Raw genomic sequence first — 26,176 nt, 5'->3', positions numbered from 1 at the left:
ACTGAGGAGACCTGCCCATAGTACGAGAGGACCTGGGTGGACGAACCTCCGGTACGCCGGTTGTCACGCCAGTGGCACCGCCGGTTGGCTGCGTTCGGAAGGGATAACCGCTGAAAGCATCTAAGCGGGAAGCCCGCTCCAAGATAAGTATTCCCAGGGAACCACGGTTCCTGAGACCCCCCATGAAGAACACGTGGTCGATAGGCCGGACGTGGAAGCCCCGCGAGGGGTGGAGCCGACCGGTACTAACGGGGAAGCGCGACACACAACATCCCAACCCATGGTTGGGACGGCATCAACCTCTTTCTGCGGATCATACGCGACACGGAGCAACCGTGACAGCACAACCCAAACGATCAACAGCGTCCACCATCCGGTCCCCGAACCACCAGCCCGAGGGACTGCGGAACCCCACATGGTTCCCTCCCACAATTGAAGATTTGCGGCGGTCATAGCCCAGGAGAGACGCCCGGTCCCATTCCGAACCCGGAAGCTAAGACCTGGCACGGCGATGGTACTGCACCCGAGAGAGTGTGGGAGAGTAGCACGCCGCCGCATCCACACGATAAGAAAGGGCCCTTGGTCGAGCACAGCTCCCAAGGGTCCACGCATACCCGGACATGTCTCACCATGCGGGTGAAAAGTGGACATTCCCCGTCATTCCAACCATCGCCGTTGTTACGATGGGCTGTTATGAGCGAGAACATCATGCGAATCATCGACCTTCGCGGTCAAGTCCTGTCCCGTGCCGAACTGCTGGCCGCGATGCCGCGCGCCGCCATGGGCACCTCCGAAGCCACCGATCTGGTGCGCCCCATCCTCGACGACGTCAAGGAGCGCGGCGCGGCCGCCCTGCGCGACTTCGAGGAGAAGTTCGACCATGTGCGCCCCGAGCACCTGCGCGTGCCCGAAGAGGCCATCCAGGATGCGCTCACCACGCTCGACCCGGAAGTGCGCGCCGCCATCGAGGAATCCGTGCGCCGCGCCCGCGCCGTCGCCGCCAACCAGGTGCCGAAGGACTTCCACACTGATCTCGCGCCCGGCGCCCGCGTCGCCGAACGCTGGATTCCGATCCAGCGCGTCGGCCTGTACGTGCCCGGCGGCAAGGCCGTGTACCCGAGCTCCGTCATCATGAACGCCGTGCCCGCGCAGGCCGCCGGCGTCGAATCCCTCGCCATCGCGACCCCGCCGGCCCGCGACAACGACAAGGGCCTGCCGAACAAGACCATCCTCGCCACCTGCGCCATCCTCGGCGTCAAGGAGGTGTACGCGGTGGGCGGTGCCCAGGCCATCGCCATGTTCGCCTACGGCGCGAAGGGCTCCGAGCCGCAGGATGGCGCCGTGCTGTGCGATCCGGTCGACAAGATCACCGGCCCGGGCAACATCTTCGTCGCCACCGCCAAGTCCCTCGTCTCCGCGTTCGTCGGCATCGACGCGGTCGCCGGCCCCACCGAGATCGGCATCATCGCCGACAAGGACGCGAACCCGAGCCTCGTGGCCGCCGACCTCATCGGCCAGGCCGAGCACGACGAGCTCGCCGGCTCCGTGCTGTTCACCGATTCGCCGGAGCTCGCCGAGAAGGTGCAGGAGAACCTGAACTACCGCGTGCCGCGCACCGAGCACGCCGAACGCGTCCACACGTCCCTTTCCGGCACGCAGTCCGCCATCGTCCTCACCGACGGTCTCGACCAGTCCATCGACGCGGCCAACGCCTACGCGGCCGAACACCTCGAGATCCAGACCGCGAACGCGGACGAGGTCGTCAAGCGCATCAAGAACGCGGGCGCCATCTTCCGCGGCCCCTACTCGCCGGTGCCGCTCGGCGACTACATGTCCGGCTCCAACCACGTGCTGCCCACCGGCGGCACCGCCCGCTTCGCCGCCGGTCTCGGCGTGCACACCTTCATGAAGCCCGTCGAGGTCATCGAATACGACGAGGAAGGTCTGAAGGCCCTCGCCGCGCGCATCAACGCGTTCGCCGTGTCCGAGGACCTGCCCGCCCACGGCGAGTGCGTGCTGTCCCGCTTCGTCAAGGATCCGTACGACAAGGCGACCCTGCGCGAGCAGGAGAAGGAAGCTGGTCTGCTGTGAGTGCCATCCCCTCGAACCTGCCCCTGAGGAACGATCTGATCGGCGAGGAGCCGTACGGCGCGCCGCAGCTCGACGTGCCCGTCTGCCTCAACGTCAACGAGAACCCGTATGCGCCCGATCCGGCCGTGTGCGACACGATTGCCCGCCGCGTGCGCGAGATCGCCCCAACGCTCAACCGCTACCCGGACCGCGAGCACATCGAACTGCGCCGTGCATTCAGCGACTATCTCGCCCGCGAGTCGGGCACGCGCCTCGACGTGGACGAACTGTGGGGCGCGAACGGCTCCAACGAGATCATGCTCCAGCTGTTCCAGGCGTTCGGCGGCCCGGGCCGCACCGCGCTCGGCGCCGACCCCACGTACTCGATGTACCCGGAGTACGCGCGCGACACGTTCACCGGCTGGAAGCTTGCCCACCGCAACGAGGACTTCACGCTCAACGTGGAGAAGACCATCGAGGCGATCCACGAGGTCAAGCCGTCCATGGTGCTGCTCACCAGCCCGAACAATCCGACCGGCACGCCGCTGCCGATGGAGGACATCGAGCGCATCCTCGCCGCCTGCGAGACCGCCGAGGTGGAGGGCGCCGGCGAAGGCGTGCACCCGATCCTCGTCATCGACGAGGCGTATGTGGAGTTCCGCAACCCCGGCACCCCGAGCGCCGTGAGCCTCATCAAGGACCATCCGAACTTGGCCGTCAGCCGTACGATGAGCAAGGCGTTCGCCTTCGCCGGCGCGCGCGTCGGCTATCTCGCCGCGTCCAAGGGCATCATCGACTGCGTGCGCATCGTGCGCATGCCGTACCATCTGTCGGCCGTCACCCAGGCCGCCGCCCTCGCCGCGTTCGAGCACACCGACGAGCAGCTGAGCCGCGTCGGCCACCTGCGCGAGACGCGCGAGGCGACCGCCGCATGGCTGAAGGAGCAGACCTACAAGGGCGTGCATCTCGAAGTCGCCGAATCCGGCTCCAACTTCCTGCTGTTCGGCGGACGCTTCGACAAGCGCGACGCGATCTTCGACGAGCTGTTGAAGCGCGGCGTCCTCATCCGCGTCGTCGGTCCGGACGGCTGGCTGCGCGTGTGCATGGGCACCGACGAGGAGATGGCGCGATTCCGCGACGCCCTCGCCGAGACCCTGCGCATCGTGGAAGCCGAATGAGGCCACGCGAACGGCATCACCACGTCGCAACGCAGACTTTCCCGCAACTTTCCTGAAGGAGCAACATCATGGCGCGCACCGCGCACATCGTCCGTGAGACCAGCGAGTCGCACATCGACCTCGAACTGAATCTCGACGGCACCGGCCAGACCGACATCGACACCTCCGTGCCGTTCTACAACCACATGATGAACGCGCTCGGCAAGCATTCGCTCATCGACCTGAAGATTCACGCGCACGGCGACACCGACATCGACGTGCACCACACCGTGGAGGACACGGCCATCGTGTTCGGCGAGGCGCTCAGGCAGGCGCTCGGCGACAAGCGCGGCATCCGCCGCTTCGCCGACGCCACCGTGCCGCTCGACGAGGCGCTCGCCAAGGCCGTCGTCGACATCTCCGGCCGTCCGTACGTGGTGTGCTCCGGCGAGCCGGAAGGCTACGAATACTGCATGATGGGCGGCCACTTCACCGGCTCCCTCGTGCGCCACGTCATGGAGTCGATCGCGCTGCACGCCGGCATCTGCCTGCACCTGCAGGTGCTCGCCGGCCGCGATCCGCACCACATCGCCGAAGCCGAGTTCAAGGCGTTCGCGCGTGCGCTGCGGTTCGCCGTCGAACCCGATCCGCGCATCAAGGGTCTGATCCCGAGCACGAAGGGATCGCTGTGATGTCCGGCTGGGACGACGGCAAGAGCGGCGGCCCCGACGATTTCGATCCGGACGCGGGCCATCTTTCCGATGACGACATCGCCAAGGCGATGGAGGGCTTCGAAAAGGAGTTCGCGCAGGAGAGCGGCACCGGCGATGCCGACGGATCCGGCGCCTCCGCCTCCGACGGCGACCTGCCGGACATCGACGGCATCGACATCCCCGATGATGCCTCCTCGATCGACCCGTCCGCCGGATTCGAGGACGCGCTCGAAGGACTGCTCGGCAACAAGGCGAAGATGGCGGCGCTCGTCACGCGCATCGCGTCGGCGCAGCTGCTCGCCGCGTTCTGCCAGCTGTCCGACATCTCCGCCGACTGCATCGGCTCCAACCAAGGTGCCGTCGCCGTGCTGCGCAGCCTCGACGGCGATGCGCCCGAGGCGGCGGCGCGCGACATCACCACCGTCGTCGGCGGCATGAGCGTCGTGCTCGGCGTCAACCGCGCCGACAAGCTCGAAGTCACCCTGTACGCGGGCGGACAGGCCGGCTCCACGCTCGCCCCGCCCATCCTGTTCAACTCGACGCCGCGGTTCGTGGAGGACCTCATGCTCGGCATCACCACCGTCGCCCAATTGAAGTCGAAGGGCTTCGAAGTGGTCGACTCGGGGAGTATGGACCACGATCAGGCGATGAAGGTGATCGCCGACCACACGCGCATGGGCCGTGGGGGAGCCACCCGCGGTTCCAGCATCGAATAACCTGTCATATCGATAAGGAGAATCCCGTGACCACAGCAGTCGTCTTCGACTATGGATTCGGCAACGTGCGTTCCATGGTGCGCGCGCTCGCACGACTCGGCGTCGACACCTCGCTCACCTCCGACTACCGTCAGGCGCTCGAGGCCGACGGTCTCGTCGTGCCGGGCGTCGGCGCGTTCGCCGCCTGCATGGAGGGCCTGCGCCACGTGCAGGGCGACCGCGTGATCGTCGACCGTCTGCGCGCCGGACGCCCGGTGCTCGGCGTGTGCGTCGGCGAACAGGTGATGTTCGAGACCGGTCATGAGCATGGCGAAAACGCCGCCGGCGTCGGCCTGATCGGCGGCTCCGTCGACCCGCTCGACGCGGACGTCGTGCCGCACATGGGCTGGGATACGGTCGAAGGCGCGGAAGGCTCCACGCTGCTCAAGGGCGTGGAGGACGAACGCTTTTACTTCGTCCACTCCTACGCCGCGCATGAGGCGACGGCGAAGGATCTGTCCGGACTCCAGATCGAGATCGCCGACGAACAGCACGTCACCTGGTGCACGTACGGCCGCAGCCGCTTCGTCGCCGCCTACGAGCGCGGGCCCCTGTCCGCCACCCAGTTCCACCCGGAGAAGTCCGGCGATGCGGGAGCCCAGCTCCTGAAGAACTGGATCGCCACGTTCTGACCGACGTCACCGGCCGCCATCGTCGCAACCGCGTCATCGCGGCCAACCACCAATCCCCGAGAAAGGCTCCCATCATGTCCCTCACCCTGCTTCCCGCCGTCGACGTGCGCGACGGCAAGGCCGTGCGCCTGCGCCAAGGCGAGTCCGGCTCCGAAACCGACTACGGCTCCCCGCTCGAGGCGGCGCGCACGTGGGTCGAATCCGGCGCGGAATGGATCCACCTCGTCGACCTCGACGCCGCGTTCGGCACCGGCGACAACCGCGCCCAGCTGCGCGAGATCGTCCACGAGCTCGGCAGCCGCGTTAACATCGAGATGTCCGGCGGCGTGCGCGACGACGCGTCGCTCGACGCCGCGCTCGAAGCCGGCGCCGCCCGCGTCAACATCGGCACCGCCGCGCTCGAGAACCCGGAATGGACGCGCAAGGCGATCGCGAAATACGGCGACCGCGTGGCCGTCGGTCTCGACGTGCGCGGGCACACGCTCGCCGCGCGCGGCTGGACGCGCGAAGGTGGCGACCTGTTCGAGACGATGAAGATGCTCGATGATGCCGGATGTTCGCGCTACGTCGTCACCGACGTCGCGCGCGACGGCATGATGAGCGGGCCGAACCTCGACCTGCTGCGTGAGGTCGCCGAACGCACCGATGCGAAGGTGACCGCCTCCGGCGGCATCTCCAAGCTCGACGACTTGAGGAACATCCGTGAGCTCGCCGACCTCGGCGTCGACTCCGCGATTCTCGGCAAGTCGCTCTACGCGCGCGCGTTCACGCTCGAAGAGGCGCTCGAGGTCGCCAAGTAGGCATCGGAAGGCCATGTAGGTGCCGGATGTCGTTCGAAGGATGACGATCGATGAGCCGGCGCGGGAAATCCCGGAAGATACGCAAGTCTTCCGGGATTTTTTGTGTTGACGTCGTCTCAGTGCAAGGATTCCCGGAAGAAGGGGATGATTTCCGGGAATCCTTGCGCCGAGAAAGGGCGGCGCCAGGATTCCCGGAGGGGCGGAGCATGTCCCTCACATCCTCTACGCGCAGGGCAGTTGGCCCTTTTTGATCATCTTCTTGAAGACGGCGTAGTCCTCGTCGTTCTGCTCGGCGTAGCTGACGGCGAACGAGGCGATCGCCTGGTCGAACTCGTCGGAGCCGCCCAGATAGTTCGCGATCGCGATCGAATCGCCGGTGCGCGCATGCGCGTGGGCGAGGCACCAGGCGCACATGCGCGCCAGATCGGACAATGCCGTGGCGTTGAGGTTGTCGATGTCGATCGACCCCTTGCCGTTCCACAACTGACGCACGTAGTAGTCGCGCTTCCTGCCGTCCTCGGCGAGGAAGCTCGTCCAGCCGAGCAGCACGTCCGCCGTGGACTGGATGAGCTTCTGGCCCTGCACCACGCGTTCGCCGTGCGTCGCGTACGGGGAGGCGCCGCAGTAATGCTCGAGCACCGAATACGTGGCCTCCTTCATCTGGATCATCATCGGATCGTCGATGTCGCGCGCGATCCACACGCTCGCCCAGGCGCGCTGGCCCACCGAACCGACGCCCACGACCTTGCGCGCCGCATCCTGATAACGGAAATGGTCGAACACCCAGCGGCGATCCTCGTACAGGGAGTGACGGTAGTTCTCGAACAGCGTGTCGAGACGGGCCTGCAACGCGTCGAGATCCGCGTAGCTGTCGAGCTCGTTGATCGGCACGAGTTCGGGCGGATTCGACTTGAACCTGAGCTTGCCGTCCTTGAACCGGCACAGTTTCGCGGCGGCCGCGTCGTTGTCCTTGAGCAGCGCCTTCATCGCGGCTTGGCGCAGCGTGCCGTTGCGCTTGCCGCCGCCGGTCGTCTCGAACCGGTCGAGCGTCTCCTCCACGTCGAGATGCTCGTACCAGGCGTCGAGATAATCCATTTCGGAGAACCATTTGATGCGCTCGCGGTATTCGCGCGTGCATTGGAGCACGGCCTCGCGGATCGCCTTCTCCTTGAGCTTGTTCGCGCGTCCGCAGATCTCCACGGACACGGCGAGACGCTTGAGATCCCACTCCCACGGTCCGGTCGCCGTCTCGTCGAAGTCGTTGATGTCGAACACGAGACGTGCGGAGGGGGAGCGGAAGATGCCGAAATTGCCGATGTGCGCGTCGCCCACGCACTGCACGGGGATGCCGGTGACCGGCGTGGTCGCCAAATCGTTCGTCATGATGAGCACCGTGCCGCGGTAGAACGTGAACGGGCTGGCGCTCATGCGCTTGTAGCGCAGCGGGATCAGATCGGGAACGCGGATCGCGGACTGCTCTTCAAGCAGGTCGATCGCCTCGCGGCGGCCGGAACGCACCTGCCAGACGGCGTGCGATTCGAGCGGCGCCTTCGCGCGTGCGGCGATGCCGGCGCGCGAACGCTCACGGGGGGAGTCGGCCCGTTCCCATGACGTGACGTCGATAGGCGGATTGGTGGACGGGGTGAGATGGTCTTGTGCGGCTTCGCTCATGGGCACCACTGTAGCGTGACGTGCGCCGAGGTAACAAAGCCCTAACACGTGGGTGTGAGGATTGGGCACTATGGATAAGCAACAGGAGTTCGCCCTGCGCACCGTCGAGGAACGCGACGTGCGCTTCATTCGTCTATGGTTCACGGACGTGCTCGGCACGCTGAAGTCCGTGGCCATCGCGCCGGCGGAACTGGAGGCTGCGTTCGAGGAGGGGCTCGGATTCGACGGTTCGGCCATCGAGGGCATGACGCGCGTGTCCGAGGATGACATGATCGTCAAGCCGGATCCCTCCACCTTCCAGATCCTGCCGTGGCGCGGCGGACCGCAGGGGACGGCCCGCATGTTCTGCGACGTGCTCACCCCGGACGGCGAGCCGAGCCTCGGCGACCCGCGCCACGTGCTGAAGCGTTCGCTCGCCAAGGCGAAGGAGAAGGGCTTCACGTTCTACGTGCACCCCGAGATGGAGTTCTACCTGTTCGAGCAGCAGGACGACTGGTCGAAGGCCCCGACGCCGATCGACGAGGGCGGCTATTTCGACCACGTGCCGCGCAGCCCCGGCATGGACTTCCGCCGCGCCACCGTGAACATGCTCGAGCAGATGGGCATCTCGGTGGAGTACTCGCATCATGAGGCGGGCCCCGGCCAGAACGAGATCGACCTGCGGTACGCGGACGCGCTCACCACGGCCGACAACATCATGACGTTCCGCACCGTGGTCAAGGAGATCTCGCTGGAACGCGGCATCCACGCGAGCTTCATGCCCAAGCCCCTGGCCGACGCGCCCGGCTCCGGCATGCACACGCATCTGAGCCTGTTCGAGGGCGACGCGAACGCGTTCTACGAGGCCGGCCAGGAGTTCAACATGTCCCTGACCGCCCGCCAGTTCGCGGCCGGCATCCTCCACCATGCGGCGGAGATCTGCGCGGTCACCGACCAGTACGTGAACTCGTACAAGCGCCTGTGGGGCGGCAACGAGGCGCCGAGCTACATCTGCTGGGGCCACAACAACCGTTCCGCGCTGCTGCGCATCCCGCAGTACAAGCCCGGCAAGGGCAATTCCGCGCGCATGGAGTTCCGCGGCCTCGACCCGGTCGCCAACCCGTACCTCGCGTACTCGGTACTGCTGGCCGCCGGCCTCGACGGCATCGAGAAGCAGATGACGCTGGCCGAGCCGACGAGCGACGACGTGTGGGAGCTCACCGACGAGGAGCGCCAGTCCATGGGCATCGAGCCGCTGCCGCGCTCGCTCGGCGCCGCGCTGAAGATCATGGAGAAGTCCGATTTCGTGGCGGACGTGCTCGGCGAGCACGCGTTCAACTACTTCCTGCGCAACAAGCGCCAAGAGTGGGAGGAGTACAACCGCCAGGTTACCGCGTACGAGCTCAAGACGTACCTGCCGAAGCTGTAAGGGCTGTAACGCGGTCGGCGCGCGCATGCGTGAAGGCGGGGTTTCCTATCGCCGGAAGCCCCGCCTTTTCCATATGATCCGCCACGGGTCGCGGCCGCGGCGGTCAGGAGACGGTGAACGTCCTCGTGACGGGCTTCGTGTCCGACGGTTGCGCGGAGGACCGGATGCGCACCTCGACCTTCCCGGGCTCGTCGGCGAGGTAGGCGACCTTGATCCGGGCCGACGCGCCGGCGTCGAGGTCCAGCAGCTGTTCGTTGGCCGTGTAGTCGTCGCCGTCATGCTCAGGCAGGTACGTCATATCGAGCTTCGACCCGTCCTTCCATACCTCGAGGCTGGCCATGTCGGTCAGGCCCTGAGGTTTGTTGCGCTTGTTCACCCACGCATAGGTGACGACGATCGTGTGCTCGCCCCTGCTCGTGTCCGGTCCGCGCTCCGCCTTCAGCGGCTTCACGTAGCCGAGGACCGTCGTGCCGCGCCAGTCGCGCAACGGGATGTAGCTCTTGAGATCGGATTCGTCGGGTGCCGTGGCCTTGGGAACGGAATCCAGTGTGATGCGTTCGAACGCCTCGCCCATCGGCCTGTCCGCGGTGACGGAGAACGCGGCGGACACCGCGTCGGTCCCGTGGAATCCGAGCGCCGTGAACGTCACCGGCGCGGACGCGTCCATGATCCGGTAGGTGGACTGGATCGAGGTCTTCTCCTTCGGCATGACGGTCCGTTGCCGTGAGTCCGCGTCGTAACCTTCGAGCGGCGTGTGGTGCTCGCCGTTCTCGTAGACGTCCTGCACGGAGGAGCGTGGAAGCTCCAGCCCGTGCTGCGAGGCCTGCGGGTCGGAGATCAGGTTGAGCTGTATCGCATGCTCCGAGGTGTTCTCCAGCGTGAAATAGACGACGATGAGCGGTCGGCCGTCGATGCGGTCCACGCCTCCCGACACGGCTTTATCGACGGTGAGGACGGCCGTGTCGTCCGTGTCGCTTCCGGTCAACGGGCCGTTGCCCTCCTTGACCGATATCTCCGGGTCCTGCGGTGCCGGCGTCGTGCTCCAGGACGATGATGATGACGATGATATGGACTTCATGGCGCGTGTGACCCGCCAGAAGCCCACGAGCTGGGGGACGACCAGCACGGCCACGGCGGCGACGATGAGCAGTGTGCGCACCCGGTGCATCGTCGCTTTCTCGGATCGGTCGGTCTCGCCGGAGTCGTTAGGTTTGCCGGGTTTATCGGGTTTATCGGGTTTATCGGGGTTATCGGGTCCGCCGCCTTCGCGTGGACCGTCGGCCCCGCTGTTCCCATTGATCGTGTCGTTCGTATCCGGCTTGCCGGTCCCGCCATCGGTCCCGGCGCCGTCGCCGTCCCACCTGATCTGTCCGCCATCGGAATCGCCGAACATGCCGCGCCCCTTCCACCCGCGTGTCGCTTCATCTCCATTGTAGGGCTGGGCCAATAGCATGCACATGGAACGACATGACGAGGAAGAACCAGGAAGATGACGAATAATCCCGCACCCGTGACGGAACCCGGCGAGAAACCGGTTTCGACCCGATCCGACCGCTTCTTCAACCTGCCGGTGACGATTCTCGTCCTCGCGAGCTTCATGCTCGGCATGAGCGAGTTCGTGGTCGTCGGCATCCTGCCGGACATCGCGCAGGGACTCAAGGTGTCCGAGGTGACCGTCGGCAACCTCGTCGCCCTGTTCGCGTTCGTCTACGCGCCGGTCACGCCGCTCGGCTCCGCCATCTCCGCCCGGTTCCCGCGCTTCGCAACCTACCTGACGCTCATGGGCGTCTTCCTCGTCGGCAACCTCCTGTGCGCGCTCGCGCCCAACTACGCAGTCCTGCTGGTCGCCCGCATCATGATTGCGCTCGTCTCCGGCACACTCGTCGCCATCGCCATGACCTACGCGCCCGACGTCACCACGGACAAATACCGCACCAAATTCATCGCATGGGTGTTCTCCGGGTTCTCCATCGCCTCCGTCGTCGGCGTGCCGTTCGGCACGTGGGTGGCGAACACGTTCAGCTGGCGCATCACGTTCCTCATCATCACCGCCGCCACCGCCGCGCTCATGGCGATGATGTTCCTCGTCCTGCCGCGCAACTCGCACCCGGTGACCATCGGCTTCCTGCGCCAGTTCCGTCTCTTCTTCGACCACCGCATCTGGGGCGGCGTGCTCACCGTCGTGTGCGGCGCGGCCTCCAGCTACGTGTTCTACACGTATCTGACGCCGATTATGCGCGACGAGATCGGCGTGCCCGAACGCTACGTGAGCATCGGACTCGTCCTCTACGGCGTCGCCTGCCTGTGGAGCAACCTGTACGGCGGCAAGCTCGCCGAGCGCGGCCGCGGCGTCGAACCGCTCGTGCGCACGCGCCCCGTCTTCTGCCTGCACACCGTACTGCTCGCCACGCTCGCGCTCGCGCCCGTCGTCCCCGTGTACGGCGCGATCCTGCTCGTCGCCCTCGGCATGATGATGTACCTGTTCAACTCGTCGTCGCAGGTGCTGTACATGGACGTCGCCGCCCAGTCGCACCCGGGATCGATGAACCTCGCCGCCTCGCTCAACTCGATGAGCTTCAACATCGGCATCGCCATCGGATCCGCGGTCGGCGGACTCGTCAACGACCATCTGGGACTCACCTGGCTCGGCCCGTTCGGTGCCGTCTTCGCCGCGCTCGCCGTCGTCATCACCACGCTGCTGCGCCGTTATGTGACGGCGGAGGAACCGGCCGAAACCGCCGCAATGTGAGCTTGCCCACAGCGCAAGCCTTTTTCCACCGGTTTTTCAGGTTTTTCTAGGCTTTGGGGTCGGTGGCTTCCCTATGATGGCAAGGCAGGGGAATACCACGAATCGTGGTATTTGATATTTCAGCCTATTCATCGATTGCAAAGGGAAACCATATGCGTCGCAAAGCGATCTCGACCGTCATCGCCGTCATCGGCATCCTCGCCGCGGCCGCCGACATGATGCTGCTGTTCGCCGGCAGGGGGAGCGCCGCCTCCCCGTCGGTGGCCTCGGGCACGCCGCTGGGGTCGGGCGAGTCCGGCTCCTCGTCCGCGTCCGGCAAGGGTGCCTCCGACTCGACGGCATCGGACGGGAGTACCGGTTCCGGCACCGACTCCACCGATGGCTCCGATGGCACCTCGTCCGATTCGGGCGCGTTCAAGGACGGCGTCTACACGGGCGCGGTCGTCGCCACATCCAAAGGAGACGTGCAGGTGCAGGTGACCGTGGCCGACGGCAAGGTCACGCAGGTCGCCGCCGTCAAATACCCGAGCGACAACCCGCGTTCGCTCGGAATCGCCCAGCAGGCGATCCCGCAGCTGTCCGACGAGGCTGTCAAGGCCCAAAGCGCCGACATCCAGATGGTCTCCGGCGCGACCGAGACCTCCACAGGATTCATCGGCTCGCTGCAGGACGCGCTCGACCAGGCGAAGTGACATGATGTCCACCGCCATCGCCTACCACGCCACGGACGACGGCATGCTGCGCACCTCGGTCTTCCACCTCATGACCATGCCGTTCACGCTGCGTCTGAGGCGCGCCGACGAATCCGTCCTGCGCGGGGCCGCCGAATCATGCCGTGAATTCCTGTCGCACGTGGACCGCACGTTCTCGCCGTTCCGCGACGATTCGCTCACCTCGCGCGCCAACCGCGGCGACTGGAGCGGCCTGCTCGACGACCACGACTTCCACGAGGTCTATGCGCGTGCCGTCATGGCCGCCGACGTCACGCACGGCCATTTCCGTGCGATGCGCGACGGACGCTACGATCCGGTCGGCCTGGTCAAGGGGTGGGCCATCGAACGCGCGTTCACGCGCTTCCTGCGCCCGCTGCTCGACACCGGCCGCGCCGAGGCGGCGGCGCTCGGCGGCGGAGGCGACATGCAGCTGGGCGTCGCCTCCGACAGCGACTACGTCTGGGGCATCGGCATCGAGGACCCGCGTGACGCCGGCGTGCTCGCCGGCACCGTGCGTCTCGCCGACGGGGCGGTCGCGACCAGCGGCACGTCGAAACGCGGCGAACACATCGACCGGACGGCCGACGACCTCATCCAGGCCACCGTCATCGGCACGCATCTGACCGACGCGGACATGTGGGCCACCACCGCCATCGCCGCCGGACGCGAGCGGTTCGCCGATCTCGTCGCCGGGGAATCCGATTCGCTGTTCTCCGCATTGCTCATCGACCGGGACGGGGCCAAGCACACCGTCACGCCGCATCCCGCAGTCACGCCGCATCCCGCATCGGCGGCGTGACGACGACCGCGACGCCGCTTCATCCCAACCACAATCACCGCTACCTAGCGAACCCGCATATCGAAAGGACATCGCAACCATGCTGCGACGCATCACCACATCCACCGCCCTCGCCTGGGTGGTGGCGCTGTTCGTCATCCCGCTGCCGTTCCTCGCCGCGCTGAGAGCCGGAATGCCCGCGTTCTTCGCGGACATGTCCGCCGGCATCGGCATCGGCGTCGTCGCGTACGTGTGGATGCTCACCGCCGTCTACCTGGCCGGACGGCCGCGTTGGGTGGACCGCACGGTGGGTCTTCCCCACATGTATATGATCCACGGCGTGCTGAGCCTGTTGGCCATCGCGCTCGCGTTCCTGCACGCCAACCTGCTGCCCGCAGAAGGCCTGACCAAACTGTTCGGAGGCGCCGGCCTCTACCTGTTCATCTTCCTCGCCGTCTACTCACTGGTGTTCATGGCCGGATGGCTGTCGGCCCGCGTGCGGTGGGTGGCCTCGCTCAAGCGCGCCTTGGAACGGGTGTTCCGTCATGAGTCGAGCGTGTGGATCCACCGTCTCAACCTCGTGGCCGTGGCGCTCATCTTCCTGCACGTGCAGTCCATCGCGTTCGTGCGCGACGATCTGCCGTTCATCATCCTGTTCGATGCCGCCACCGTGGCCGTGTTCGTCTGGTACGTGGCCTCCAAAATCCGCCAGCGCGCCGGTGCCGTCGCCGCCCGTGTGGCCGACGTGCGTCAGGTCGCGCCGGGCGTCACCGAGCTCACCCTCGACGTGCCCGCCAAGGACGCCCGATGGGAGCCCGGCGATTTCACGTTCATCCGCTTCCCCGAGACGAAGGGCATGCGTGAATACCATCCGTTCTCGATGATTAACACGGCCGTCGGCGCGCAGACGGGTTCCGGACTGGTGCCCATGCGCTTCGACATCCGCGCCGACGGCGATTTCACGCGCCGCATCGCCACGCTGCCCGTGGGCACGCCGGCGCTCGTGCAGCCGAGCTACGGCCGCTACCGTCGCTTCATCGACGAACATGCGGACGGCGCGCCGTTGGTCATGCTCGGTGGCGGCATCGGCGTGACACCGCTGCTGTCGCTTATCGAGGCGTATGCGCCGACCGGCAGAAGCGTGACCCTGCTCTACGGCGCGCGCGGCGAACAGGACCTCGTGCATGCGGACGACCTGCGCGCGATGGACCACGACCACGCCAACGTGCACGTCACCCTGCGCGCCGGCGGCCGTTTCGAGGAGAAGGACGTCGCTGACGCCATGCGTCCGGGCGCGCTCTACCTCATCGCCGGCCCCTACGGGATGCTCAAGGCGTGGCGTGCGTTCCTGCTCAAGCGGGGCGTCAACGCCGACGACATCTACTACGAGCCGTTCGCGATGTGATTGCGATTGAGGCCGGGCATCGGTTCCCGTCGGGCCGGTTCCGTCAGACGGAACCGTCAGGCCAGCACGGACAGCGCGGCGAGCGCGGCCAGATAGAGGACGAGCACGGCGGCGAACGCCACGTCGCGTGCAGCGACCCGCATCACGCGCCAGTGCGTGCGGCGGACGCCCTCCTCATAGCAGCGGGCGTCCAACGCGAGCGAGAGGTTGTCCGCGTGACGCAGCGCGCCGGCGAAGATCGGGACGATGATCGCCGTCATCGCCCTCACCCGCTGCGGGAGAGTCCCCGTCTCGATCGAACCGCCGCGCGCCGCCTGCGCGTCCGCCACGGCCTGCGCCTCCACGGCCAGCGTGGGGATGAACCGCAGGGCGAGGCTCAGCACAAGTGCGATCTCCTGCGTGTGCACGCCGAGCCGGTGCAACGGTGAGAGAAGCGAGGCGAACGCGTCGGTGATCGCGGTGGGGGTGGTCGTCGCGAGGAACACCGCGCCCAGGATGATGACGAGCGCGAAACGGCACGTGTACAGCACGGCCGTGGCCACGCCGTCGTCCGTCACGGGGATGGGACCCAACGTGAACAGCGTGTCGCCGGTGCGCACGAAGAACATGTTGAGCAGCCCCATCACCGTGAACAGGCCGAGGAACATCCTCACCGAGCCGAGCAGCCGTGCGGGCCTGATGCGTGCGGCCGTGGCCACGCCGGCGGTGAACGCCGCGCCGAGCAGCAGCTGCCATGCGTTCCCGATCGCGAACGCGGAGAACATGGCGACGAGGAACGCCACCATCTTGACGCGCGGGTCGAGACGGGCCATGGGGGAGGACTTGGCGGCGGTCCGGGTGCCGGCGCGTGGAACATCCCGTGAAACGTATTGTGAAACGCCTTGTGAAACGTCCTGTGGCGCATCCGCGCCCGCGGGGATGCCGAGCGCGTCGTGCGTCGTACCGGCATCGGACGCCGACAACGCCGCCATATCGACGATGCGGTCGGCCATGCGACGGGCCTCCTGATGGCTGTGGGTGACGACGAGGATGGTCACGCCCTGCGTCTTGAGCTCGTCGACGAGCCGGTAGATGCGTTCGCGCGCGTCCGCGTCAAGACCCGCGGTCGGCTCGTCCATGACCAGCAGCTTCGGCCTGCACGCGATGACGCCGGCGATGGCGGCGAGCCGCTGCTGTCCACCCGACAGATCGAACGGGGAACGGTCGGCGAGACCGTCCAGACGTGCGACCCGCAGCGCCCAATCCACGCGCTCGTCGACCTCGGTCCGAGGCAGCCGCTGATTCGTGGGACCGTACGCGACGTCGTCACGCACCGTATCGGCGAACAGCTGGCGTTCCGGATGCTGCATGACGAGCCCCACCGTGCGGCGCAGCGCGGCGAGCTCACGCCGTTTCGCCTTCTCGACGTGGATGCCGTCCACGATGATCGAACCGGAATCCGGCTTGGCGAGCGCGCACACGAGCCGCAGCAGCGTCGACTTGCCGGAACCGTTCGCGCCCATCAGCGCCACCGTCTCGCCACGGCGGATTTCAAGCGACACGTCGTCGAGGATCGGCCCGCCGCCGGCGTAGGCGTAGGAGACATGGGAGACGGACAGCATGATGTCGGTGGCGGGGGAGTGCGTCGCCTGTCGTGGGACCACCCCCACCCGCTTCGCGGGATCCCCCGCCGGCGGGAGCGAAGGATGCGCGTCGTCGTCCGCCATCCGACCATGTTCGAGCCGCACGACGCGACCCGCCCGCGCGATCTCGTCCGGATGGTGCGTCACGTGGACGATGGTCGTGCCGGTGGCATGCAGCTCGTCGAGCACGTCCATCACCTCGCGTCGTGCCAGCGGGTCGAGCATGGCGGTCGGCTCGTCGAGCACGAGCAGGCGTGGGCGCATGGCGAGCATGCCGGCGATGGCGGCGCGCTGCTGCTGGCCGCCGCTCATGCGGATCGGGTTCGCGCGGCGCATGTCGTCCAGCCGCACGGCGTGCAATGATTCGGCGATGCGCTCGCCGATGCCGCCACGCCCGTTGCCGTCGTCGCCGTCGCGCGGTATGCCGAGATTCTCCGGTCCGAACGCCACATCGTCTTCGAGCACGGTGGTGACGAGCTGGTCCTCCGGATTCTGGAACACGGCGCCGATGCCCCGACGGGCCGCACGATAGGCGTCCGCGTCGGGACCGGCGTCGGAGAAGACGGTATGGCCGAGCAGGATCACGGTGCCTGCGTCAGGCGCGGCGAGACCGGCGACGAGACGGGCGAGCGTCGATTTGCCCGATCCGTTCGCGCCGGTGAGCGCGACATAGTCGCCTTCCCGTACGGTCAGGGAGGCGTCGTCGAGCGCCCAGGTGGCGCCGCCGTCGTAGCTGAAGCGGATGTGGTCGAGTTCGGCGAGGTTCACGGTCGTCGGTTACTTGTCGAGCAGCTTGGTGATCGGCTTGTAGATGAGGAACGTGACGACCGCATGGATCGCGAACTTGAGCACGTTGAACGGCAGCAGGATCGGCACGATCATGGCGGCGACCTGCGCGACGGTCATGTGCGCGTAGATCGGCGTGATGACGAGGTTGCCGAGGACGGCCGCGGCGAGCGCGACGACCGCGCCCACGACGATGCCGATGAGCGCGCCCTTGCGCGTGCGGTCGCGACGGTAGATGACGGACGCGGGCAGCGACAGCGCGAGCGCGACGAGAATCGCCATGAGCGCGCCCCACGGGTCGGTGAACGCGTGCGGCAGGAAGCCGAGCACGGAGACGATGGCCGCGGCGGCCGGACCGAACGCGAAACCGGCGATGAGGCTCACGATGCCGGACGGATCGTACTTCAGGTACGGGGCCGCCGGGAAGATCGGCAGTTCGATGAAGCTGGTGACGATCGCCAACGCGACGAACAGCGCGTAGACGGCGATGCGGCGGGTGGACCAGCGGCCGGAATCCGCGACGCCCGTGGCGTGCGTGCCGGTGGCGTGGTCGACCGTCTTGGACTGGAAATGATTATCAGAAGATACGCTCATGCCGAGCTCTCCGTTTCTCCCATCCGGACTATGACCGTTGGCTCCGGATTCGCACCGGATCGGCCGCTTTCGCGGTTCGCGGGCTTCCCGACGCCTCCCGTTGTGAATCCCGGGGGCCGGGTTACCGCCAGTAAGGAATCGCACCTTCCCTGAAACTGACAAGACACTGTATACGCGTGACCGTGGATTTCACGCAAACCCCGTTTCACTGTGCGGAAAACCCGTCACATGCGAAGCGGCCCTCCTCATGACGCGCGTGTCGATGCGGAGGGCCGTTGATACGGTCGTTCGGCGGCGGTGTCGGGGAGCCTACTTGTGCAGGAACAGGCCGCCGTCGCCCCACGCCCACTGGCCCTGGCCGGCACCGATCTGGAAGTGCAGCTTCGCGATGCCCAGATCGTTGAGCGCCCAATGCTCGTCGCCCGCGGCCGGATCGATGTGGGCGGCAGCCGTATCGTCGTCGGCATCGTAGGTGAACGTGACCGGCTGGCGGTTCATCGCGCTCGGCGCCTTCATCGCCGCCTCGACGCCCGCCTTGAACCATGCCGGCGCCGCCTCGCGCGCCTCGTCGGACATGCCGGCGGTGAACTCCTCATATGACTTCGTGGGACGATGCGTGCGCTGGAACTCGACGAGCTCCTCATACGACTTCGCCAGGCGCTCCACATGATGCTCCGGGTGACCGATCACCACGGCGAGGTACAGCTCCTCGCCGTTGCGGATGTGGCAATGCCTCGCCGCCTCCGCGCGGTCCCAGCTGCCCGCCACCCACAGGGTGCCCAGGCCCCTCAAGGTCGCGGCGAGCACGGCGCGCTCCGCGTAGAAGCCGGCGCGCTCCTTGGCCTCGGCGTCGTTCTTCGGGCCGACGATGGCCAGATAGTTCGCCGCGTTCCTGAGATGTCCGGAGGCGTTCGCCTCCGCGAACACCTCCGGGTGGTTGCGCACCAGCTGGAGATGCAGGTCGCCGAGGAGGTTCAGCGGGGCGAGGGTCATGTCGAGCTGACGGGCCGTGTCGTCGTCGATCGGTTCGTCGTCATAGGAGCGGATGGCGGTGCGGATGTTCACCGCATCGATCAGTTGCGTGTGTTCTGCCATGCCTCCCATTATGGCACCGCATTATGGCACCGCACGATGCGGCGACGGTGCAAACGTGTGCGCGACATGCGGGCGTTCGTCCGCTGTTTGGGATGCGAGGGCGGTACGATGCAGGTAACGGTTAGGAAATCCAATACAAGGAGGAGAATCGACGATGATTGAAACCGCGCAGGCGTTCGGCATCGATATCGGCGGCTCCGGCATCAAGGCCGCGCCCGTCAACCTGGAGAAGGGCGAATTCGCCGAACCCCGACTCAAGATCCTCACCCCCGAGGTGTCCACTCCGGACGCGGTCGCCAAGATCGTGCGCCAGCAGCTCGACCACTTCGAAGTGCCCGAATCCGCTCCGGTCGGCATCGCGTTCCCGGCGCCGATCAAGCCGGGCAAGCCGCTCGACTTCATGGCCAACCTCGACCAGTCGTGGGTCGGCGTCGACGTGACCGCCGTGTTCTCGGAGGCCGCCGGCCGCCCCGTCACCGTCGTCAACGATGCGGACGCCGCGGGCCTCGCCGAACAGCAGTTCGGCGCCGCCAAGGGCAAGGACGGCCTCGTCATCGCCACGACGCTCGGCACCGGCATCGGCACCGCGCTCATCATCGACGGCGTGCTCGTGCCCAACACCGAGCTCGGCCACCTCATTCTCTCCGACAAGCATCCGGACGCGGAGAAGTACGCGGCCAGCTCCATCCGCGAGCAGGAGGACCTCGGCTACAAGAAGTGGGCGAAGCGCCTCACCAAGTACTATGGCCTGCTGGAGAAGTACTTCAACCCGGACCTGTTCGTCGTCGGCGGCGGCGTGAGCCGCAAGGCGGACAAGTTCCTGCCGTTCATCGAGATCAAGACCCCGATCGTGCCCGCCGCGCTGCGCAACGAGGCCGGCATCGTCGGCGCCGCCTACTACGCGAGCACCAAGCAGCACTGACCCCGTCTCCCGTCTCCCGAAGACGACGAAGGGCCGTCCGGATCGGTTCCGGACGGCCCTTTTCGTCGTCCGCGCTACAGTGGAGGCATGACCGTTCGATTCTCCTCCCGCGTGGACATCTCCGCGCCCAACCCGATCGCCGCCGCCGAAGCCGAGGCGCGCGCGCAGGGCGTGACGCTCGGCAAGCTCAACGATTCCAACCCGACCAGGCACGGGCTCGCCCCGGCCGAGGTACCGGGGGAGTATACGGCGGAGCCGCGCGGGCCGCGTGCGGCGAGGGAGTCGCTGGCCCGCTTCCTCGGGGGCGTCGACCCGGATTCGCTGTACCTGCTGAGCTCCACGTCGCAGGCGTATTCGTGGCTCATCAAACTGCTGTGCGACGCCGGTGACGCGGTGCTCGCCCCGAAGCCCGGCTATCCGCTCATCGAATCGATCGCGCGTCTCGAATGCGTCGACACGATCGAATACCAACTCCAGTTCGACGGCTCCTGGTACATCGACACCGCCGCCATCGAGGAGCTGCTCTACTCGCAGGAGGGCGACCGCATCCGCGCGCTCGTCCTCATCAATCCGAACAATCCGACCGGCTCCTACGTGAAACCGGAGGAGCGCGCCACGCTCGTGCGCCTGTGCCGGGAACGCGGCATCGCCATCATCGCCGACGAGGTGTTCTACGACTACGCGCTGGAGCCGTTCGACGGCAACGCGCGGCTCGCGGGGGAGACCGGCGCGCTCACGTTCGCGCTCGACGGCTTCTCCAAGATGCTCGCCGCGCCGCACGCCAAAGTCGGCTGGATTCGCGTCTCCGGGCCGGAGGACGACGTGCGCGAGGCGCAACGCCGACTCGACGTCATCGCCGACGACTATCTGCCGATGAGCGACATCATCGCCGACCGGCTGCCCGAACTGCTGTCGGTCGCGCCGCACCAGACGGCGCGCGTGCGCGACCGCGTGCGTGCCAACCTCGCCACCCTGCACGCGCTGCTCGCACGCGACGAGCACGGACTTGTCGACGTGCTGCGCGCGGAGGGCGGCTGGAACGTGCTGCTGCGCGTACCGGCCGTCATCGACGAGAACGAGCTCGTGCTCAGACTCATCGGGACCAGGCGTCTCACCGGACAACCCGGCTACTTCTTCGACATGACGACGAACGGCTATCTCGCGCTGTCGCTGCTGCCCGAGGCGGACGAGTTCCGCGCGAACGTGACGGCCGTGCTCGACACGGTCGCCGCGATGCTCGACCTCGGCTGACGGCGAACGTGACGGCGGCGACGGCTATCCCGATGACGGCGGACCGGCCTCAGGCCGCCGACTTCGCCGCCTCGTAGCGTTTGCGGATCAGATCCATGTAGAAGGCGACGGCGTCGGTGGGGGCGCCGTCGAAGACCACGTGCTGCGCGTCGAGCACGAGCGTGCGGTCGATCGCGTATTCGGGGCGGGCGATCATGTCCGTGTCATGCGTGGCGACGATCACCTGCTTGTCGTAGGTGAACAGCGCCTCGGCCACATGGCGCGTGCCGATCTCGTCCAGACCCTTCGACGGCTCGTCCGCGACGATCGCCGCCGGGTCGAACGCGAGCGCGGCCGCGATGGCGAGCAGATGACGCTTCTCCGAATCGAGCTCCGCCGCCTTCGCCTTGCGCAGGCGCTGCAGACCGAAATGCGCGAACAGGTTGCCGATGCGCGCCGCGCGCTCCGCGTCCGCGATCTTGTGCTTCTTCAACGATTCGTCCACCGCCTGCGTGATGTTCTCCGCACGGTAGAACACGTTCGGGATCTCCTCGCGGCGCACCTTGCCCACCCATTCGTCGACCGTCCTGAGATCCTTCTTCGACGAGGTGTCGAGCGTGGCGGCGGCCGGGCCGGTCCGGTCGCCGGAGATCGTGACCGTGCCGGAGGACGGCTTGAGCGAGCCGTCGAGCAGGCCGAGCAGCGTGGACTTGCCGGAGCCGTTGAGGCCGATGATCGCGACGCGCTTCTCGCCGATCGTCAGGTCCGTGGGGTTCAGGCCCACGTGGCCGTCATCGTAGACGTGACCGGCGCCGGAGAGCGTGAAGGTGAGCGACGCCGGCTTCGCGGCGGGTTTGCGGGAAAAGAAAAAGCCCATGCCGCCTACTGTAGTAAGTGGCATGGGCTTGCTTCATCTGTCAGGCGAAGTAGAAGCCCTTGAAATCGTAGTGGTAGACGCGGTAGATGTAGCCGGTGGACAGGGCCATCTTGTACTGCGCCTGCAGGTTGCCGGCGTCGTCGTACACGCCGAACACGCCCTGCATGCCCGTGTCCACCAGGTTGATGGAATCGGTGATCTCCTGCGAGGAGCTCACGTACGGGGAGTACGGCACGTCGAACGACTGCACCTCGGTGTACGTGCCGGCCTTCTCGTCCACTAGGTACTTGCGGAACTGGGAGCGGGAGTCCGGGTCCTTCGAGCTCTGCGCGGTGGAGATGCCCTTGATCGTCGTCCAGTCGAAGTCGGGGCGGGTCATCGCGTAGCCGAAGTTGTTGTCGAACATGTAGATGTAGTACTGGCCGTCGGGCAGCGACGGGTCCTCCTCGTAGGTGATCGAGTGCTGGCCGCCCGTGTCGCCGAAGTCGCCCACCTTGGTGAGGAACGACTTCTTGTAGGAGGTGCCGTCCCACACGGTCGGCTCGCCGATCATCCAGTCGAGCTTCGGCGTGCCCTCCACGTCGTCCACCTTGATGATGGTGGAGGTCTCACGCGCGGAGAACAGCGCGGAACCGTCGGGCAGCAGCTGGATCGTGTTGAAATGGATCCAGTCCCAGCGGTTCGTGGCGGTCGGGTCGGATTCGTCGATGCCGGAATGGTCGGTGGACGCCTTGTAGTCGGGGAACATGTCGCCGAAGTCGATGAGCTGGGTCACCTTGCCGGTCGTCGTGTCCACCTTGATGACTTGGTCTTGGACCGCGTGGTCGGAACGGGTCAGGTCGGTGGCGAGGGACACGATGTTGCCGTCCGAATCGAGCGCGTAGTCGTGGTGGAGGATGAACCGGCCGCCTAGGTCGATGATCTTCTCCAGCTTGCCGAGACGGTTCATGCCGACGAAATGCTTCGTCGAGGCGGAGAACCACATGAGGCCATTGTCGTCGAACAGGAGACGGTGCGAACGGTAGTAGAGCACCGGCACCTCGCCGCGCAGCACGCCGTTCACGTCGTAGTAGTACATGAAGTCCTGGTCGTTGGAGTCGTTGCCGAGGATCGCGTACAGGCCGTTGCCGAGCGCCTGCGTGGCCTCGCTCGTCGGCTCGACCGGCTGTTCGAGACGCACCTCCTCCTCGCCGAGGATCTTCGCGCCCTTGTGCGTGATCTGCTTGGTGGCGACGGTCGTGCCGGACGAGTCCTTCAACGTGAGCGTGATCGTGTTCTTCACGTTCGGGATGAGACCGAGCACGAGGAACTCGTGCGTCGTCGCGTAGTCGTCGCCCTGTTCGGCGGTGGCGGAGAAGTCCGGGTAGCCGGCCGCGCTCACCGTGTAGGAGACGCTGGTCTTCTGGTCCGTCGTGAAGTAGACGTACAGGGATGTGGTGTTCGTGCCGTACGGGTTCTCCTCGACGAACGGGTCGTCGAGCGTGGCGGCCGACTTGTCGCGCGCCGCGGCGAGGTTCTCGTCGGCCATCTTCTGGTAGTCGGCGGTGTAGATGTTCTCGATGCGCGCGTTGAGTCGTTCGACGCGATGCTCCTTGATCGCCGCGTCGACGTTGTCCTGCGTGACGAGGCACAGGCCGCATGCGACGGCGAGTGTGACGGCTGCCGCCACGATTTTCAATACGAGATTGCTGTTTGCTGTTCGCTTCATTGTGATGATTCCGGCTTTCTGGCTGCGGACGCTATTGCACACTGACCCACTCAGTATTATGCCCGCGCCCTTGGAATTCTTGGGGTTCCACTGGGATTTGCCTGAAAGCCGGAGTCCGGCCCCGCCTCCGATGGGCGGGGAGGGGGAGAGCTCGTCAGAGCGTGAACCAGGTCATCACGTCGTGGAAGAGACCCGGGCTCGTGCCGATCATCTGATCCTGCCTGCCGGGCGTGAACAGGCACAGCACGTTGACCAGCACCGTGGCCGCGAGCACGGCGAGGACGACGACCCGCACGATCCTCGTCCCGGTGGAGGCCGGCGCGGAGCCGTCGCCGGCGCCGTTCACCGCCCGCAGCAGGCCGGGCAACGCCGCCAACGCGAACAGCCATCCGAAATCGCCCATATAGCGCCATCCCAGGCCGGCGCTCGACGCGTCGAACACGGTGATGAACAGGGCGAGCGCCGCCGCGGCCGCCATCACCGGCATGAGGGGGGAAGCGTGGGGGCGCCGCATGAGGAACGGCAGTGCGAACACGGCGAGCAGCAGCGGGCACAGCACGAACAGGCCGCCGACCATCGGCTCCGCGAACGCCCATTCGCCGAGCGGCGCGGGGGAGAGCGCCACGAACGGGAAATCACGCACGATCCTGAGCGGCAGGGCCAGATAGTAGCCGACCATCGCGGGGATATCGGCGATCGGCTGCCGGAACGTCGTCATGTCCGTCACCGTGAACTGGTAGTCGTTGCCGAATTCGAGGAACGAGCCGAACCGGGCGTGGTTGTAGGCGGTGAGCGGCAGCAACGGGACCGCCGCGGCGGCGAGCACCACGAGCGGGGCGCGCAGCGCGTGCCGCACGCGCACGCGGCGCGCTTTGAGATTCGCGGCCATCGCGCGGATCTGCGGCCAGAACAGGGGGAAGCCGAGCATCGCGGCCAGACAGAATGTGGGGCGGCAGCCGAAGTTCACGGCGATGAGACACGCGCCGAGCCCCAACCGGGGCAGCGACAGCTCCGGCGCGCCGTCCATGCGCCACCGGTCGGCGGGATTCAACGGACGTTTCACGGTCGAAGCGCCCACCCATAGCCACAATCCCGCGGCGGTGAACGCGAGCGAGGCCGCGAACGGCACCGAATAGAAGTTCGTACGGTAGGCGAGATACGGGAAGTCGGCGGCCAACGGCACGAACAGCAGCATCATCGACGTGGCCGCGAGTGACGTGCGCGGCGCGAGACGGGCGATCAGACGGATCGTGAGCAGCCAGACGAACACCAGCGCGACGAACATGAGCAGGTGGACGGCCGCCGCGCTCGACAGCATGCGGCCGGTCAGCGCACGGTAGGGGGCGAACAGGACCGCCGCCGGAACCACGCCGAAATACGAATACCAGTGGCCGTCGTAATACGCGTAATCCCAATAGATCGGACTGACGCCCCCGGCGAGCAGACGCGAACGCGTCGCCACGTCGTACGGGTCCGGGGCGGCGGCGAGCGCCTCCGGCACGATGAGGTCGAGCGAGACATGGCCGCTAAGGAGCGCGTCGGCGAGATGGCCGTACTGGTCGATGTCGTACGTGTAGCCGCCGGGCTGGTGGAACGACAACGGCGTCGCGTAACGCATCTGCCAGATCACGTTCACGGCAGTGCATACGACGAACGGCGCGACCAGACCGGCGAACGCGAGACGCTGCGCGCGGCTCGACGGGTCGAGCGCGATCCGCCACAGCCGTGAGCCGGGACGCCACAGCGCGACCGCCAGCAGCGCGGCCAGCATGAGCGCCACACGCGCGGGGCTGAACGAGAACGGGATGCGCACGTTCGCGCGGATCGCCTCGATCGGGATGACCGAGCCCTTCGCCTCCTGGACCCATACGCGCATCACGCCGGAACCGGGTGCCTTGAGGAACAGCGAACGCGGCGAGGCGGGCGACACCGACACCGACCGCGTCGCCGTCGCGTCGCCGTTTTCGGCGTCGTCGCCCGCGGACGAACCCGAGACGAACGAGGCGCGCAGATGGATGACACGAAGCGCGTCCTGCTTCGGTTCCAACGCGTCCACGCGCGCATAGTCCGACGAGCCGTCCGCCTTCACCTCGAGCCAGGCCGCCGTCGGATCGGTGACGCGCAGGAGCCCCGTGTCCGTGCGTTCGAGCCCCGGTCCCATCGTGTTCTCGTAGGAGGCGGAATCGGTGCTCGCCCCGAGCGTGCGCCAGAACGGCAGATTGAACCCCACGCATTCGACGGCGAGCACGACGAGTACGGCGGCGATCACGGCGACGGCCGCGCGGCGGCGCGAACCTTTGGCGAACGGATGGGGAAGATGAGGCACGCGACCATTCTATAGGCAGTTATTCTCAGGGCTTCACGACCGGCTCCATGTCGGGTTGCGTTGGAACAATGTGAGGCATGTCAGTACGCAAGTCACACCACCACGAAAGCCCCTCGGAACCATGGAAGGCCGCGATGGGGCGGGTACGTGGGCTTGCCAGGCGCC

At 66.8% G+C, this 26,176-nt stretch carries 21 protein-coding genes, 2 rRNA genes and 1 riboswitch; of the genes, 15 read left to right on the top strand and 8 right to left on the bottom strand.

The annotated features are described in order from the left end of the window. The 8 genes from AC1AYN_RS08190 to priA form a co-directional block, all read left to right on the top strand. Positions 1-269, top strand: a 23S ribosomal RNA gene (locus AC1AYN_RS08190); the annotation flags it as partial. A gap of 172 nt (positions 270-441) precedes the next feature. Further along, a 5S ribosomal RNA gene (gene rrf / locus AC1AYN_RS08185) occupies positions 442-558 on the top strand. 135 nt (positions 559-693) lie between these two features. After that, entirely contained in the window at positions 694-2,091 is a 1,398-nt protein-coding gene (gene hisD / locus AC1AYN_RS08180; RefSeq protein ID WP_476532873.1) for a histidinol dehydrogenase, read from the top strand. Then, positions 2,088-3,248, top strand: coding sequence for a histidinol-phosphate transaminase (locus tag AC1AYN_RS08175; protein ID WP_476502046.1), 1,161 nt, complete (start codon positions 2,088-2,090; stop codon positions 3,246-3,248). Before hisD ends, AC1AYN_RS08175 begins: the two co-directional genes overlap by 4 nt. Positions 3,249-3,316: 68 nt before the next feature. Further along, entirely contained in the window at positions 3,317-3,919 is a 603-nt protein-coding gene (hisB, locus tag AC1AYN_RS08170) for an imidazoleglycerol-phosphate dehydratase HisB (protein ID WP_476532872.1), read from the top strand. Further along, positions 3,919-4,656: a hypothetical protein gene (locus AC1AYN_RS08165; protein WP_476532871.1), complete on the top strand. Its 738-nt coding sequence runs from the start codon at positions 3,919-3,921 to the stop codon at positions 4,654-4,656. Before hisB ends, AC1AYN_RS08165 begins: the two co-directional genes overlap by 1 nt. A gap of 26 nt (positions 4,657-4,682) precedes the next feature. Further along, positions 4,683-5,327, top strand: a complete 645-nt coding sequence (hisH, locus tag AC1AYN_RS08160; RefSeq protein WP_476532870.1) for an imidazole glycerol phosphate synthase subunit HisH — start codon at positions 4,683-4,685, stop codon at positions 5,325-5,327. 74 nt (positions 5,328-5,401) lie between these two features. Next, positions 5,402-6,127, top strand: a complete 726-nt coding sequence (priA, locus tag AC1AYN_RS08155) for a bifunctional 1-(5-phosphoribosyl)-5-((5-phosphoribosylamino)methylideneamino)imidazole-4-carboxamide isomerase/phosphoribosylanthranilate isomerase PriA (RefSeq protein WP_476502050.1) — start codon at positions 5,402-5,404, stop codon at positions 6,125-6,127. Between the two features lie 222 nt (positions 6,128-6,349). On the opposite strand, the gene AC1AYN_RS08150 is transcribed toward priA, so the two are convergent. Beyond that, on the bottom strand, positions 6,350-7,798 hold the full coding sequence (locus AC1AYN_RS08150; RefSeq protein ID WP_476532869.1) for a DUF2252 domain-containing protein: 1,449 nt from the start codon (positions 7,796-7,798) through the stop codon (positions 6,350-6,352). A gap of 70 nt (positions 7,799-7,868) precedes the next feature. Here AC1AYN_RS08150 and glnA point away from each other — a divergent pair, with 70 nt between their 5' ends. Then, entirely contained in the window at positions 7,869-9,206 is a 1,338-nt protein-coding gene (gene glnA / locus AC1AYN_RS08145) for a type I glutamate--ammonia ligase (protein WP_476502052.1), read from the top strand. Between the two features lie 103 nt (positions 9,207-9,309). Here the strand turns inward: glnA and AC1AYN_RS08140 are convergent, their stop codons facing one another. Continuing rightward, on the bottom strand, positions 9,310-10,599 hold the full coding sequence (locus AC1AYN_RS08140; RefSeq protein ID WP_476532868.1) for a DUF5067 domain-containing protein: 1,290 nt from the start codon (positions 10,597-10,599) through the stop codon (positions 9,310-9,312). A 96-nt stretch (positions 10,600-10,695) separates the two neighbouring features. On the opposite strand from AC1AYN_RS08140, the gene AC1AYN_RS08135 reads away from it, so the two are divergent. The 4 genes from AC1AYN_RS08135 to AC1AYN_RS08120 all read left to right on the top strand — a co-directional run bounded on the left by AC1AYN_RS08135 (position 10,696) and on the right by AC1AYN_RS08120 (position 14,851). Then, positions 10,696-11,955, top strand: coding sequence for an MFS transporter (locus AC1AYN_RS08135; protein ID WP_476502054.1), 1,260 nt, complete (start codon positions 10,696-10,698; stop codon positions 11,953-11,955). 152 nt (positions 11,956-12,107) lie between these two features. Further along, entirely contained in the window at positions 12,108-12,647 is a 540-nt protein-coding gene (locus AC1AYN_RS08130) for an FMN-binding protein (protein ID WP_476532867.1), read from the top strand. A gap of 1 nt (position 12,648) precedes the next feature. Next, entirely contained in the window at positions 12,649-13,467 is an 819-nt protein-coding gene (locus AC1AYN_RS08125; RefSeq protein WP_476532866.1) for an FAD:protein FMN transferase, read from the top strand. A 79-nt stretch (positions 13,468-13,546) separates the two neighbouring features. Beyond that, positions 13,547-14,851: a ferric reductase-like transmembrane domain-containing protein gene (locus tag AC1AYN_RS08120; RefSeq protein WP_476532865.1), complete on the top strand. Its 1,305-nt coding sequence runs from the start codon at positions 13,547-13,549 to the stop codon at positions 14,849-14,851. A 56-nt stretch (positions 14,852-14,907) separates the two neighbouring features. Here the strand turns inward: AC1AYN_RS08120 and AC1AYN_RS08115 are convergent, their stop codons facing one another. The 3 genes from AC1AYN_RS08115 to AC1AYN_RS08105 all read right to left on the bottom strand — a co-directional run bounded on the left by AC1AYN_RS08115 (position 14,908) and on the right by AC1AYN_RS08105 (position 18,948). After that, positions 14,908-17,241: an energy-coupling factor transporter ATPase gene (locus AC1AYN_RS08115; protein ID WP_476532864.1), complete on the bottom strand. Its 2,334-nt coding sequence runs from the start codon at positions 17,239-17,241 to the stop codon at positions 14,908-14,910. Positions 17,242-17,250: 9 nt separating this feature from the next. After that, on the bottom strand, positions 17,251-17,853 hold the full coding sequence (locus tag AC1AYN_RS08110; protein ID WP_476532863.1) for an ECF transporter S component: 603 nt from the start codon (positions 17,851-17,853) through the stop codon (positions 17,251-17,253). 7 nt (positions 17,854-17,860) lie between these two features. Then, positions 17,861-18,014, bottom strand: a riboswitch (FMN riboswitch). Between the two features lie 148 nt (positions 18,015-18,162). Further along, a complete protein-coding gene (locus AC1AYN_RS08105) occupies positions 18,163-18,948 on the bottom strand; it encodes a nitroreductase family protein (protein ID WP_476532862.1) in 786 nt (261 codons plus the stop codon). 154 nt (positions 18,949-19,102) lie between these two features. Here AC1AYN_RS08105 and ppgK point away from each other — a divergent pair, with 154 nt between their 5' ends. Together ppgK and AC1AYN_RS08095 are read left to right on the top strand one after the other, a co-directional pair. Continuing rightward, positions 19,103-19,870 carry a polyphosphate--glucose phosphotransferase gene (gene ppgK, locus AC1AYN_RS08100; RefSeq protein ID WP_476502061.1) on the top strand — a complete coding sequence of 256 codons (768 nt, stop codon included), beginning with the start codon at positions 19,103-19,105 and terminating at the stop codon, positions 19,868-19,870. Positions 19,871-19,957: 87 nt separating this feature from the next. Continuing rightward, positions 19,958-21,121 carry a pyridoxal phosphate-dependent aminotransferase gene (locus AC1AYN_RS08095; protein WP_476532861.1) on the top strand — a complete coding sequence of 388 codons (1,164 nt, stop codon included), beginning with the start codon at positions 19,958-19,960 and terminating at the stop codon, positions 21,119-21,121. A 49-nt stretch (positions 21,122-21,170) separates the two neighbouring features. On the opposite strand, the gene AC1AYN_RS08090 is transcribed toward AC1AYN_RS08095, so the two are convergent. The 3 genes from AC1AYN_RS08090 to AC1AYN_RS08080 form a co-directional block, all read right to left on the bottom strand. Beyond that, positions 21,171-21,977, bottom strand: coding sequence for an ATP-binding cassette domain-containing protein (locus AC1AYN_RS08090; protein ID WP_476532860.1), 807 nt, complete (start codon positions 21,975-21,977; stop codon positions 21,171-21,173). Positions 21,978-22,017: 40 nt separating this feature from the next. Beyond that, positions 22,018-23,685 carry an aryl-sulfate sulfotransferase gene (locus AC1AYN_RS08085; RefSeq protein WP_476532859.1) on the bottom strand — a complete coding sequence of 556 codons (1,668 nt, stop codon included), beginning with the start codon at positions 23,683-23,685 and terminating at the stop codon, positions 22,018-22,020. 154 nt (positions 23,686-23,839) lie between these two features. Then, positions 23,840-26,011, bottom strand: a complete 2,172-nt coding sequence (locus AC1AYN_RS08080; protein ID WP_476532858.1) for a hypothetical protein — start codon at positions 26,009-26,011, stop codon at positions 23,840-23,842. Positions 26,012-26,176 lie beyond the last annotated feature (165 nt).

The sequence above is a fragment of the Bifidobacterium sp. LH_413 genome (assembly GCF_056357015.1).
Note: the sequence above shows the minus strand (reverse complement) of the source record. Positions and strands in the feature narration are given on the sequence as shown.

Coding starts and splice junctions, on each gene's coding strand:
- AC1AYN_RS08150 (WP_476532869.1), bottom strand. CDS start 7,798: ATGAGCGAAGCCGCACAAGACCATCTCACCCCGTCCACCAATCCGCCT.
- hisB (WP_476532872.1), top strand. CDS start 3,317: ATGGCGCGCACCGCGCACATCGTCCGTGAGACCAGCGAGTCGCACATC.
- AC1AYN_RS08085 (WP_476532859.1), bottom strand. CDS start 23,685: ATGAAGCGAACAGCAAACAGCAATCTCGTATTGAAAATCGTGGCGGCA.
- glnA (WP_476502052.1), top strand. CDS start 7,869: ATGGATAAGCAACAGGAGTTCGCCCTGCGCACCGTCGAGGAACGCGAC.
- ppgK (WP_476502061.1), top strand. CDS start 19,103: ATGATTGAAACCGCGCAGGCGTTCGGCATCGATATCGGCGGCTCCGGC.
- AC1AYN_RS08140 (WP_476532868.1), bottom strand. CDS start 10,599: ATGTTCGGCGATTCCGATGGCGGACAGATCAGGTGGGACGGCGACGGC.
- AC1AYN_RS08095 (WP_476532861.1), top strand. CDS start 19,958: ATGACCGTTCGATTCTCCTCCCGCGTGGACATCTCCGCGCCCAACCCG.
- priA (WP_476502050.1), top strand. CDS start 5,402: ATGTCCCTCACCCTGCTTCCCGCCGTCGACGTGCGCGACGGCAAGGCC.
- AC1AYN_RS08130 (WP_476532867.1), top strand. CDS start 12,108: ATGCGTCGCAAAGCGATCTCGACCGTCATCGCCGTCATCGGCATCCTC.
- AC1AYN_RS08105 (WP_476532862.1), bottom strand. CDS start 18,948: ATGGCAGAACACACGCAACTGATCGATGCGGTGAACATCCGCACCGCC.
- AC1AYN_RS08110 (WP_476532863.1), bottom strand. CDS start 17,853: ATGAGCGTATCTTCTGATAATCATTTCCAGTCCAAGACGGTCGACCAC.
- AC1AYN_RS08165 (WP_476532871.1), top strand. CDS start 3,919: ATGTCCGGCTGGGACGACGGCAAGAGCGGCGGCCCCGACGATTTCGAT.
- AC1AYN_RS08120 (WP_476532865.1), top strand. CDS start 13,547: ATGCTGCGACGCATCACCACATCCACCGCCCTCGCCTGGGTGGTGGCG.
- hisD (WP_476532873.1), top strand. CDS start 694: ATGAGCGAGAACATCATGCGAATCATCGACCTTCGCGGTCAAGTCCTG.
- AC1AYN_RS08090 (WP_476532860.1), bottom strand. CDS start 21,977: ATGGGCTTTTTCTTTTCCCGCAAACCCGCCGCGAAGCCGGCGTCGCTC.
- AC1AYN_RS08135 (WP_476502054.1), top strand. CDS start 10,696: ATGACGAATAATCCCGCACCCGTGACGGAACCCGGCGAGAAACCGGTT.
- AC1AYN_RS08125 (WP_476532866.1), top strand. CDS start 12,649: ATGATGTCCACCGCCATCGCCTACCACGCCACGGACGACGGCATGCTG.